The following is an 11,349-nucleotide window of genomic DNA, read 5'->3' as shown; positions in this document are numbered from 1 at the left end:
CAGATCTTGCGATTCACCCGCAGCAAACCCCAAGCCCCGCGCGACTCGCCGCGGTGGAAGGGCGAGTCGGGGTGGGGGGAGTCCCTTGAATCCGAGTCGCCCGAGAAACGAAAAGGGACGCCCGAAGGCGCCCCGATGATATTGTCCGGCTCATTGCCTCTGTTCATGGCCACATGATCAGTAGAACGCGGCCGCGTTGTTAACCATGACGATCCGCGCTGCCGCCACCGCGATCAGCACGATCAGCGGCGCGAGATCGAGCCCGCCCATTGGCGGGATCAGGCGACGTACCCGCGAATAGACCGGCTCGAGCAACCGATTGAGCCCGTCCCAGATCTGCGCCACCAGGGGCTGCCGCAGGTTGAGCACCTGAAAGTTGATCAGCCAGGACATGATCACATGCGCGATCACGATGAACCAGATGATATTCAGCAGCAGCATCAGGATTTGGAACAGCGACGTCATTGAGGATCCTTCTCTATATACATGGTCCAGTTAAGCAGCGCGGTGCGAAAGGGCAAGCCTGCCGCGGGGTTGCGCTTGACCCTGCGAATGGGGCCTGTCCAGTAACCGACGAGACGCTGCAAGGAGACCCCCAATGTTCCCGTTTGTCCGCCTGATCAAGGATGTCGCCCTGGCCCGGCGGCAGCCGCCCCTCGCCCGGCTGACCGACATGCATGTGAGCCACCATATCTGCTGGCCGCATGATCTCGACATCTGGCTCGAGCTCAACAATGGTCGCGCGCTCTCGCTCTATGACCTCGGGCGCAGCGCCCTTGCCGCGCGCACCGGGCTGATCGCCGTGCTGCACCAACGCAGGTGGGGACTGACCATGGCGGGGACATCGACCCGGTTTCGCAGGCGCATCCATGGATTCGAACGCTTCGAGATGCGCAGTCGCGCGCTGTGCTGGGACGACAAGTTCATCTATCTGGAGCAGAGCATGTGGAAACGTAGCGGCGAATGCGCGAGCCATGTGCTCTACCGCGCCGCCGTGACCGACCGAAATGGTATCATTGCGCCATCATACGTGCTCGATGCCCTCGGCCAGCAAGAGGAATCTCCGAAGATGCCGGGCTGGGTCAGCGATTGGATCGCTGCGGATGGAAACAGACCCTGGCCTCCGATGCAGGATGCCGAGGATATGGGCGAGAGGCAGCACCGCTCCAGGTAAAGCGTAGAAACCATTAATTTTTCAGCGGCTCTGCTTGCGCGGGGCCGAAGACACTGCTCTATCATTGCGCGAATCCAGGGGGCAAGGAATGGCTGAGATCACCGCGCGCAAACGTATTTGGGGATGGTATTTTTTTGACTGGGCGAGCCAACCGTTCAATACGCTGCTGCTGACTTTCATTTTCGGACCCTATTTCGCCCAGACGGCAACCGCCGCCCTGATCGCCGAGGGGATGGCGCCCGGCGCCGCGCGCGCGCAGGCGCAAGCCTATTGGGGTTATGGGTTGACCGCGGCGGGGATGCTGATCGCTGTACTGGCGCCGATACTTGGTGCCGTGGCGGATTCCTCGGGGCGGCGGATGCCGTGGATCTGGTTCTTCTCGGCCCTCTACGTGGTCGGCGCTGGTGCCTTGTGGTGGACGTCTCCGCAGGATTTCTCGGTGCTCTGGGCGCTGTTCTTCTTCGGGATCGGGCTTATCGGCATGGAATTCGCCACGATCTTCACCAATTCCTATCTGCCGGAACTGGCGCCCGATCGCGACGAGCGCGGACGGATTTCCGGGTCCGGCTGGGCCTTCGGCTATGCCGGGGGCGTCCTCGCGCTGATCCTGATGGTCGCCTTGTTCCAGGCCGGACCTTCCGGGCTGACGATGGTCGGGTTCCCGCCGCTCTTCGGGCTGGACCCGACCACCGGCGCCGATACACGCATTGTCGGACCCTTCACCGCGTTGTGGTATGCCATTTTCATCATTCCCTTCTTCCTTCATTTCCGCGATCGACCCTCCTCCGCGTCAGCACATTATCGGATCGGCAAGGGATTTGCCGATCTTGCCCGGACCCTGCGCCGCCTGCCGCGCCATCCGTCGTTGCTCGCCTATCTTGGCTCCTCCATGTTCTACCGCGACGGACTTAACGGAATGTATACGTTCGGCGGAATTTATGCGCTCGGCGTGCTCAATTGGACGATCATCGATATCGGGATCTTCGGAATCCTTGCTGCGGTTTCCGGTGCGCTCTTCTGCTGGATCAGCGGCCGGATCGATCGGCGCGTCGGTCCCATGCCGATCATCGTCGCCTGCTGTATTCTTCTCATCCTGACCGCCGTATTGATCATTTCGCTCAACCCAACCTCCGTGCTCGGCATCACATTGGCCGAGGGCTCCTCTCTGCCGGATCTGCTCTTCTATCTCAGCGGTGCTTCCATCGGTGCAGCGGGTGGCGCGTTGCAGGCATCCTCGCGCAACATGTTGACCCGCCAGGGCGACCCGGACCGGATGACCGAGGCATTCGGCCTCTATGCTCTGTCCGGCAAGGCGACCTCCTTTCTGGCCCCGGCGCTGATCGCGATTGCCAGCGATGTCAGCGGCAGCCAGCGGATTGGCGTGACCCCGGTCATTGGCCTGTTTCTTTTCGGATTGATCCTGTTAGCATGGGTCAAACCAGAGGGAGATTTCACCTGATGACATTGAAGAGACTGGCGCTCTGCGGCGCTTTTGCGCTCGTCTTGGCAGGCTGTGGCGGCGACCGGACGGAGACCGACATCAGCGGTGAGCAAGTTGTCTTGCCGACCATCGGCAGCTCCGGCGGCGCGCTCAGCTATGTCGAGGCGAAACGATTGTTCGGAGCCAAGTCCAGCAGCAGCGGCCAGCCTTCCGCCGCTTTCGGCAGCTATGCCAAGGGATGCCTCGCCGGTGGCGCGCAGCTTCCCGAGACCGGGCCGACCTGGCAGGCCATGCGCTTGTCGCGCAATCGCAACTGGGCGCATCCGCACACCGTCGATTTCGTTCAGAGCCTGAGCGCCAAGGCGGCACAGCTGCCGGGTTGGGCCGGACTCTATGTCGGCGATATGAGCCAGCCCCGGGGCGGACCGATGTTGACCGGGCATCGCAGTCATCAGATCGGACTCGACGCCGATATCTGGATGCTGCCCCCCCAGTCGCTGAATCTGAGCCGGGCGCAGCGCGAAAGCATCTCGTCGATCTCGATGCGCCGCGCGAACGGAGCCTATGTCAACGACAAATGGACCAGCTCGCATCATCAGATACTGAAAGCCGCGGCGCAGGATCCGCGGGTCGCACGAATCTTCGTCTTTCCGGGTGCCAAGGCGCAGATGTGCGCGGATGAGCGCGGCGATCGCAGCTATCTGCGCAAGATCCGGCCCTGGTACGGGCATCACTATCATTTCCACGTGAGATTGAATTGCCCCGCGGGACTGCGCGGCTGCGTCAACCAGTCGCCGCCACCGGCGGGTGATGGCTGTGCCGAGGCGCAACAATGGCAACGCAATATCCTCAATCCGCCGCCGCCTGACCCGAACGCGCCGAAGGCCAAGCTGCGTCGCGAGCTGCTGCTCGCCGACCTGCCCGCGCAATGCCAGGCCGTACTCAACGCCAAGTGAACGGGAGTTGCGGGGTCGTGCGGTCGACACATGCCGCAAACTTTCGGAGTGAGGCCGGGTCTGCGGAACGCGGCTGGATTGAACCGAACGCCCATCATCGCCGCCGCACAGGGCATGGACAGACCCGCGGCGGCGGCGGGTCTTTCTCGGGTGCCGAGGAATATCTTGCACCGCACGCAGGGTTTGCGTAAGCCGCGCGCGTCTGCGATCCCCGCCGACCAAGTCGCCGCACCCTTGAACAAAACGGTTCAGATATGACACGCATCCACCTTCCCGGCATTCTCGCCATGGCCGCCATCGTCGTGGCGTCCAACATTCTCGTCCAGTTTCTCTATGGCCAATGGCTGACCTGGGGCGCATTCACCTATCCTTTCGCCTTCCTCGTCACCGATGTGATGAATCGCGTCTACGGTCAATCCGCCGCCCGCCGCGTCGTGCTGGCGGGCTTCGTGGTCGGGCTGATCTGCTCTCTGATCGGCACCCAGATCAGCGGAGAGTTCGGACCGCTGGTGACGTTCCGCATCGCCCTCGGCTCGGCCTGTGCCTTTCTTGTGGCACAGCTCGTCGATGTGTCGATCTTCGCGGCGATATCCGCGCGGCCATGGTGGCGCGCGCCCCTGGTAAGCACGTTGATCGGCTCGACATTGGACACAATCTTGTTCTTCTCGATTGCATTCTCCGGCGCACTTTCCTTCCTCGAACCGGCAAACGACGTTTCTTGGGCCGGGGAGATGCTCCCGCTGCTTGGCCAGGGGCCGAAGGCGCCGCTCTGGATGTCGCTTGCCCTGGCCGATTGGACGGTCAAGCTGAGCCTCGCCCTGATCGCGCTGATTCCGTTTCGTCTGATCACCTCCAACCTGCGTCAGCCCAGCTGAGAAGTCGCCTCTTTTAAGCGCGAATATTGATTCAAATCCGAGGCAGAAATCGCTTTGGATAATCGAGATCCTGTGTCAGGCTCAGGGTGAGTTCAACAAGCGAAAAGGAGGTGATCCAGTGTCAAGAAAGGTATTGGAGCGAGGTGTCGGAACAGCCCGGGAGGTCTCCAGCTAGGGCAGCCCTTGGCGGATTGCATCCCGGGTGGGTCGCCGATCTAACCGGCGCCACCTCCTGAAACCATTCGAAAGGGCCGCTCCGACTGCGGGGCGGCCCTTTTTGGTTTCAAGATCAAAGCAAGATAGACGATCAAAGCGAGATAGGCGCTGGGGTCAGACAGAGAAAGGTGCGCTCCGACTTTCCGGCGTGCGGTCCGAATGGCTTCCGACAATTGCCATGGCGCGCTCGCTTGAAAAAGCGCCGGTCAGCTCGACGCGCCGCTCAGCTTGCCGCCCGCGCATCAAGGGCACGCCAGGCGGCTATTTCCTCATCGAAAATTTCCGGGGTCACCGGCAAGATACTCGACAGACCGCCGAGCAATTCCCCGGCGTGATCGGCATCCCCGACCACGACATACCGTCCCACCTTCGATCCGGCGCGAAACCACGACCGGATTGCTTCCCAATCGAAGAGATCGGCCCCCTCCGCTTCGCGATATCGGTCAAAGATGATCAGCAGATCCACACGATCATGGTTGTCGAAAACCAGATTGAGATGTTCGGCAAATTGATCCATCTCGGCGCTGCTGATCGCGCCGGTGACGCGATAAGCCAGCAGATCATCGCGGCTGGTGCCGACCTGGGCAATTGCAGGTAAAATCAACATTCAGACGCCCTTTCCCGAAGCGTGCTGCTCCATCCCATCAACGCCCCTTCACCCCGACGCGTTCCAATGCGATGATGCGCGCCAGGAGGCCGCATGCTGCATATCAATGACGAGATCGCGATTCAGGACTGGGAAATCACCGAGAATTTCATCCGCGCCTCCGGTCCCGGCGGGCAGAATGTGAACAAGGTCGCGAGCGCCGTCGAGCTGCGGTTCGAGGCGGAGACCTCGCCCTCGCTTCCCCGCCCGGTCAAGACCCGGCTGCGGCGGCTTGCCGGTCGGCGCTGGAGCAATGACGGCGCTTTGATCCTGCAATGTGACGAGACCCGCAGCCAGGCTCGCAACCGCGACATCGCGCGGGAGCGCCTCGCCGAGCTGATCCGCAAGGCGCTGGTCGCCCCGAAACGCCGGATCCCGACACGGCCCACGCTCGGTTCCAAGAAACGCCGTCTCAAGGCCAAGAAGGTGCGCGGCGACGTCAAGGCGATGCGCGGCAAGATCGATCCGGAGGCGTAGGTCGTCGGATCGAAGGTTAACGCGGGCGGATGCCGGATGCCTGAATTTGCACGATATTCCCGCAGATCGGTTAAGATACGCCCGGTAATATCTCGTAAGTATTTACGAAATAACAACTTTTAGTTCCCCGCGGGGAACCGCCTCCAGCCGCCTTTGCGCAGCAGATAGATATCCATGATCCAACCGTGCCGCGCCCTTGCTTCGGCCCGCTTGGCGATGATCTCGCCCGCCACTTCGGCCAGCGCCCCGGCGCGGGTGATCTCTTCCTTCATGCCGACATAGGCGCCCCACCAGATCTCCAGTCCCTCGGGGGGCAGGCTCTGGAAACTGCATTCGCCATCGAGCATCACCACAGCCGTATCGACACCTTCCGGCCATCCGTTATCGCGCAATTGCCGACCGGTCGTCACCACGAAGGGCGCGCCGATCTCATTGAGCGGAATGGCATGGGCGGCGGTCAGGGCCTGCAGCGAGGTGATGCCGGGGATGACCTCAAGCTCCGGCGTCGGGTCGAGCCGTGCCGCGATTCGCAAGGTGGAATCATAAAGCGCGGCATCACCCCAGACCAACAGCGCCACCTTCCGGGCGCCCGGCGTGATCGCGCCCTGCCACTGATGGGCAATCGCGTCATGCCAGCGATCGACCCGTTCACGATAATCGGCAATCGCCTCGTCGCGCACCGGCAGATCGAATTCGACGATCCGGGTCGCGTCATTGCTGAGCACCTCGGCGCAGATCGCGCGGCGCAGCCCTGCCAGATCGGACTTGCCCGCCCCCTTGCGCGGAATCAGAATGAGGTCCTGCGCATTGATCGCGCGGATCGCCTGCAGCGTCAGATGCTCCGGATTGCCGGTGCCAATGCCGATCAGGGTCAGTTTCATGTTCATCCCGGTATCCGTGCCAAGGCCTTGTGGCGCAGCCCGCCAAGCACCGGCGCATCGGCGAATGTGCCGTCGGGCGACGCCGCGTAGAGGGTTGCGAAGTTGCGCAGCTCGGAAAGCTCCGCCTCGGTGATCCCGCCGAACAGGTAGGCCACCTTGCCGGGGCTGCGGAAGGCGACGCTTTGACCGCGCGTGCAGCCTGACATGCAGTCGATGCCCGAGACCTCGGCCTCGGGCAGCACCTCGGCAACTTCGTCGAGCAGAGCCGCGCTGCGCTCCGAACAGCTGGTGCAGACGAACACCTTCATGCCTCCGACTCCGCCAGCGGTCCGTAGAAGATCAGCGCCGGGGTGGTGCTGCTGGTGGCTTCCAGATGGGTTGCGAGGCTCGTGATGGTGAAACGCTCGATGCGCTGCGCCGGGGTCGAAACCGCCTCGGCCAGCATGGCCGGCGTGTCCTCCGGCAGGCCATGCGCGATCAGCCGCGCTACGAGTCCCGCAAAAGTGCGCTTGCCCATATAGACCACCGTGGTCGCCGCCGGATCCGCGAGCGCGGCCATGTTCACATCCGGCGGCAGCTCGCCGGTGACATCGGCGCCGGTGATGAACTGCACGCGCCGCGCGGTCAGCCGCCTTGTCAGCGGAATTCCGGCGGCGGCCGCCGCCGCCGATGCGCTGGTCACACCGGGCACGATCTCGAAACCGATACCGGCGGCGCGCAGGGCGGTGATCTCTTCTTCAAGGCGCCCGAACATGCCGCTGTCGCCGGATTTTAGACGCACCACCTGCAGCCCCGCCTCGGCATATTCGACCAGCACCCGGCTCACGTGATCCTGTTTAGGCGAGGGGCGCCCGGCGCGTTTGCCGACACCGATCAGGTCGGCATCGGGCCGCGCCAGTTCGAGGATCGGCCCGGACGAGAGATCATCGAACAGCACCGCATCGGCCGTCTCGAGTCGCTTCACCGCCTTCACGGTCAACAATTCCGGATCGCCCGGACCGGAGGACACGAAAGAGACGAAACCGCTCATGATGCCTCCGCGATCATGTGAAAGAACGTGCCGGTGGCCTGCCCGCCGCCCTCGAAGCGGCGGAACGAGCCGGTTTCAGGCACTTCCAGATCATTGCTGTCGCTGATCTTCGCCAGCGGCGCGTCGGGCTCGGCGAGGATCGTGGCATAGTGAAATTCGTGGCCGCGCAGCCGCGCCCGCGCGTCATGGCCGGGGATCGGCGCGTGCAGGTCGGCGAGCCGGTAGCCGAGATGCATCTTGCGCCTGGCAAAGGAGGTTTCGAGCCCCAGCAGCCCGGTCATTTCATGTCGCGTGCCGTCGGCGTCCACCAGCCCGGCGCCGAGCGCCATGTAGCCGCCGCATTCGCCATGCACCGGACGGGTTTGGGCAAAATCGCGCAGACCGTCGCGGAAACGCTTCGCCGCCGCCAGCTGCCCTGCGTGCAGCTCGGGATAGCCGCCCGGCAGCCAGCAGACATCGGCGCGCGCATCCGGCGCTTCATCGGCGAGCGGCGAGAACGGCAGCACCTCGGCCCCGGCGGCGCGCCAGCCGTCGAGCAGATGTGGATAGACGAAGGCAAAGGCGCGGTCCTGCGCCAGCGCGATGCGCTGGCCGGGCGGGACCACGCTGGACAGGGCCGTGACCTGTTGAAGATGCCCGGTGGCAGCGGCGCGCAGGGCGGAGATATCGACATGTTCGGCGATAAACGCCGCCGCTTCGGCGAGGATCTGCGGCAGGTTTTCCTGCTCGCCTGCCTGTACCAGCCCCAAGTGCCGCTCGGGCATCTCGATCTCCTTGCGCCGCGGCAGCGCGCCCAGCACCCTGATCCCGACCGCCTCCATCCCGGCGCGTACCAGCGTCTCGTGGCGCGGCGAGGCGACGCGGTTCAGCACCACACCGGCGAGCGTGACATCGGGGCGCATCTCGCGGAACCCCAGCGCCGTGGCCGCCACCGATTGCGCCGCGCCGGAGACATCGAGCACCAGCACCACCGGCCAGCCCATCCGCGCCGCGATATCCGCGCTTGCGCCATTTCCGCAAGCGCCCGGCACCGCCACCCCGTCGAACAGGCCCATCGAGCCTTCCGACAGGATCAGCTCGGCCCCCGTCGCATTGCCGACTAGCCCGTCGATGCAGGTGCCGGCCATCGACCAGCTGTCGAGGTTGAACGACGCACGACCCGAGGCTGCCGTGTGAAAGGCCGGGTCGATGTAATCCGGGCCGCTCTTGAACGGCTGCACCTCGACACCCTGCGCGCGCAGCGCCGCCAGCAGGCCGAGCATCAACGTCGTCTTGCCGGTGCCCGAGGAGGGCGCGGAAATCAGCAGGCCGGGCGGGATCATGACGTCTCCGGGAAGCGCGGATCGGTGCCGACCGGGCGGAAGCGGCGGTCGTAGTCGCCCGCATACAGACGGCTCTCGCCGAAATCCTCGGCACCGATCGCATGGCCGACGAGGATCAGCGCGGTGCGCTCCATCTCTTCGCCGATGGCGGTGCGCAGGGTCGACAGCGTCGCCTTGACGATGCGCTGATCGGGCCAGCTGGCACGCCAGACCACGGCGACCGGGCAGTCGGGGCCGTAATGCGGGGTCAGGTCATCGACCACTTTTTCAAGCACATGAACCGACAGGTGGATCGCCAGAGTCGCGCCGGTCTTGGCAAAATTGGCCAGACTCTCGCTCTCGGCCATGGCGGTGGCGCGACCCGAGGTGCGGGTCAGCACCACCGATTGCGCCACACCGGGCAGGGTGAGCTCGGCACAAAGTTCGGCAGCGGCGGCAGCGAAGGAGGGCACGCCCGGCGTCACATCATAGGCAATGCCCATCTCGCGCAGCCGCCGCAGCTGTTCACCCATCGCCGACCACACCGAAAGATCGCCTGAATGCAGCCGCGCCACGTCATGACCGGCGGCATCGGCCTCGGCGATTTCCGCCATGATCTCATCGAGCGACATGCGCGCCGTGTTCACCACCTTGGCGCCGTCGGGGCAATGCTGCAGCAGCGCCTCGGGCACCAGCGAGCCGGCATAGAGGCAGACCGGGCAGGAAGCGATCAGGTCGCGCCCGCGCAGGGTGATCAGATCCGGAGCGCCGGGCCCGGCGCCGATGAAATGTACCGTCACGTGTCTGTTCCTTCATTCTCGGCGATCGCCGCCGTTGCCATACCATCGCCCGAGACGACCCGCGCCGCAACCAGCCGCGCCCCCGGCCCTGCCGCCGCCAGGGCCGCCGCTTCGCAGAGCGAGCCGGTGCCGAAACGGTCCTTGATCCGCGCCGATTGCGTCGGGGTGATCATCTGTGTCAATTCATCTGCCGCAATGCCGAGCCCCGGCACGCCCAATTCCTGCGCCAGCGCGCGAAACACCTCGCTGCGAGCCTTGGCCGCCTCGGTCACCAGCGCCTGAAGCGGCGCGCCATCGCCCTGCGCCAGTGTGAGCGCATCGCGCAGGGAGGCGAGATCGGCCGCGCCGCGAAATCCGATGCCCGCGACCCTCACAACACGACGCTCCATTGCACCACCGGGCGTGCGGATTGCCAGCCGCGCATCCGCCCCAGCGGTGCCGCCTGCGCCAGCTCGATGCGCAACAATTCCCCACCGCGACGGGCGTGCAGCGCGGCGAGCCGCGCTTCGGTCTCCAGCGTGACGCCGTTGGCAACCAGCCGGGTGCCCTCGGGCAGCAATTTGAACAGTGTTTCGAACAGCGCATCCGAACCGCCGCCGCCGACGAAGACCGCATCGGGCAGTTCCTGTTCATCGAGCCGCATCAGCGCATTGCCTTCGATCACCGTGAGGCGGTTCGCCAGCCCGAAATCTCTGGCATTGCGGCGGATGTTGGCGGCGCGCAGGAGCTTGGTCTCGAAAGCCAGAGCGCGCCCGCCCGCAAGGCACCATTCCACCGAGATCGAGCCCGACCCGGCGCCGATGTCCCAAAGCAGCTCGCCCGGGCGCGGGGCCAACGCCGACAGGGTCAGGGCGCGGACAGGGCGTTTGGTGATCTGCCCGTCATGGGCGAAAAGCTCGTCGGGCAGGCCGGAGGCGCGCGAGAGCCCGGCATTCTCGGGCAGCGCCACGGCCACGGCGACGGGAGCGGTCACATCGGTGAGGTCGAAATTCTCGGCCACGGTCTGCCGGACACGCTGCTTCGGGCCGCCGAGGGATTCCATGATCCAGAGCTTGGCGGCACCGGCGTCGTGGTTGGTGAGCCATTGGGCGAGTTCCCGAGATGCTGCGCCTTCGCGTAGCAGGCAGATCATTCGTGCGCGGGGCGCCAGCGCGCCGCGCAATTGTGCCAGCGGTGCGGCATGGAGCCCGTGGCAGGTGATCTCCTCGAGCCTCCAGCCCAGATGCGCCGCCGCCAGCGAGAAGGTCGATGGCGCCGGGAAGACGCGGTATTCGCCGCGCTCCAGTACGGCGCTGACACTGCCGCCGACGCCGAACCAGAAGGGATCGCCCGAGGCCAGCACCGCGACACGCTTGCCGCGATGTTCGAGCACGGGATCGAGCGCGAACGGCACCGGCCAGGCGCGGCCCCGCGCGCCGATCTCGGCCAGTTCAAGATGCCGCTTCCCGCCGAAGACGATCTCCGCATCATCCAGCGCGGCACGGCTTGCAGGCGACAGACCCGCGAGGCTATCTTCGTTCAATCCGATGATGCTGAGCCAGGGATCACTCAT

The 11,349-nt window shown here is 64.8% G+C and carries 14 protein-coding genes; 5 read left to right on the top strand and 9 right to left on the bottom strand.

Annotated elements, in window-relative coordinates:
• Positions 1-177 precede the first annotated feature (177 nt).
• Positions 178-465: a YggT family protein gene (locus ACFSUD_RS17800; protein ID WP_386375854.1), complete on the bottom strand. Its 288-nt coding sequence runs from the start codon at positions 463-465 to the stop codon at positions 178-180.
• Positions 466-598: 133 nt separating this feature from the next.
• Between ACFSUD_RS17800 and ACFSUD_RS17795 the strand changes: the two genes are divergently transcribed.
• The 4 genes from ACFSUD_RS17795 to ACFSUD_RS17780 all read left to right on the top strand — a co-directional run bounded on the left by ACFSUD_RS17795 (position 599) and on the right by ACFSUD_RS17780 (position 4,446).
• The gene (locus ACFSUD_RS17795) at positions 599-1,174 is read left to right on the top strand and encodes an acyl-CoA thioesterase (protein WP_386375853.1); all 576 of its coding nucleotides are present in this window, start codon (positions 599-601) and stop codon (positions 1,172-1,174) included.
• 88 nt (positions 1,175-1,262) lie between these two features.
• Positions 1,263-2,633, top strand: a complete 1,371-nt coding sequence (locus ACFSUD_RS17790; protein ID WP_386375852.1) for an MFS transporter — start codon at positions 1,263-1,265, stop codon at positions 2,631-2,633.
• Positions 2,633-3,571: a penicillin-insensitive murein endopeptidase gene (gene mepA / locus ACFSUD_RS17785; RefSeq protein WP_386375851.1), complete on the top strand. Its 939-nt coding sequence runs from the start codon at positions 2,633-2,635 to the stop codon at positions 3,569-3,571. Before ACFSUD_RS17790 ends, mepA begins: the two co-directional genes overlap by 1 nt.
• Positions 3,572-3,825: 254 nt before the next feature.
• Positions 3,826-4,446: a queuosine precursor transporter gene (locus tag ACFSUD_RS17780; protein WP_386375850.1), complete on the top strand. Its 621-nt coding sequence runs from the start codon at positions 3,826-3,828 to the stop codon at positions 4,444-4,446.
• A 439-nt stretch (positions 4,447-4,885) separates the two neighbouring features.
• Here the strand turns inward: ACFSUD_RS17780 and ACFSUD_RS17775 are convergent, their stop codons facing one another.
• A complete protein-coding gene (locus tag ACFSUD_RS17775) occupies positions 4,886-5,269 on the bottom strand; it encodes an STAS/SEC14 domain-containing protein (RefSeq protein ID WP_386375849.1) in 384 nt (127 codons plus the stop codon).
• A 93-nt stretch (positions 5,270-5,362) separates the two neighbouring features.
• On the opposite strand from ACFSUD_RS17775, the gene arfB reads away from it, so the two are divergent.
• The gene (gene arfB / locus ACFSUD_RS17770) at positions 5,363-5,785 is read left to right on the top strand and encodes an alternative ribosome rescue aminoacyl-tRNA hydrolase ArfB (RefSeq protein ID WP_386375848.1); all 423 of its coding nucleotides are present in this window, start codon (positions 5,363-5,365) and stop codon (positions 5,783-5,785) included.
• Positions 5,786-5,904: 119 nt separating this feature from the next.
• Here the strand turns inward: arfB and cobF are convergent, their stop codons facing one another.
• The 7 genes from cobF to cbiE are packed head-to-tail and all read right to left on the bottom strand — an operon-like array spanning position 5,905 to position 11,349.
• Positions 5,905-6,672 carry a precorrin-6A synthase (deacetylating) gene (gene cobF / locus ACFSUD_RS17765; RefSeq protein ID WP_386375847.1) on the bottom strand — a complete coding sequence of 256 codons (768 nt, stop codon included), beginning with the start codon at positions 6,670-6,672 and terminating at the stop codon, positions 5,905-5,907.
• On the bottom strand, positions 6,669-6,974 hold the full coding sequence (locus ACFSUD_RS17760; RefSeq protein WP_386375846.1) for a DUF1636 family protein: 306 nt from the start codon (positions 6,972-6,974) through the stop codon (positions 6,669-6,671). Before ACFSUD_RS17760 ends, cobF begins: the two co-directional genes overlap by 4 nt.
• Positions 6,971-7,696 (bottom strand): uroporphyrinogen-III C-methyltransferase, encoded by a 726-nt coding sequence (cobA, locus tag ACFSUD_RS17755; protein ID WP_386375845.1) that lies wholly within the window; start codon positions 7,694-7,696, stop codon positions 6,971-6,973. Before cobA ends, ACFSUD_RS17760 begins: the two co-directional genes overlap by 4 nt.
• Positions 7,693-9,018 (bottom strand): cobyrinate a,c-diamide synthase, encoded by a 1,326-nt coding sequence (locus ACFSUD_RS17750; RefSeq protein ID WP_386375844.1) that lies wholly within the window; start codon positions 9,016-9,018, stop codon positions 7,693-7,695. The genes cobA and ACFSUD_RS17750 overlap by 4 nt, the downstream gene beginning before the upstream one ends.
• Positions 9,015-9,797: a precorrin-4 C(11)-methyltransferase gene (cobM, locus tag ACFSUD_RS17745; RefSeq protein WP_386375843.1), complete on the bottom strand. Its 783-nt coding sequence runs from the start codon at positions 9,795-9,797 to the stop codon at positions 9,015-9,017. Before cobM ends, ACFSUD_RS17750 begins: the two co-directional genes overlap by 4 nt.
• A complete protein-coding gene (locus ACFSUD_RS17740) occupies positions 9,794-10,186 on the bottom strand; it encodes a cobalamin biosynthesis protein (protein WP_386375842.1) in 393 nt (130 codons plus the stop codon). Before ACFSUD_RS17740 ends, cobM begins: the two co-directional genes overlap by 4 nt.
• A complete protein-coding gene (gene cbiE / locus ACFSUD_RS17735) occupies positions 10,168-11,349 on the bottom strand; it encodes a precorrin-6y C5,15-methyltransferase (decarboxylating) subunit CbiE (protein ID WP_386375841.1) in 1,182 nt (393 codons plus the stop codon). The genes ACFSUD_RS17740 and cbiE overlap by 19 nt, the downstream gene beginning before the upstream one ends.

The organism is Sulfitobacter aestuarii, assembly GCF_042685005.1.
Classification (GTDB): Bacteria; Pseudomonadota; Alphaproteobacteria; order Rhodobacterales; family Rhodobacteraceae; genus Sulfitobacter; species Sulfitobacter aestuarii.
Note: the sequence above shows the minus strand (reverse complement) of the source record. Positions and strands in the feature narration are given on the sequence as shown.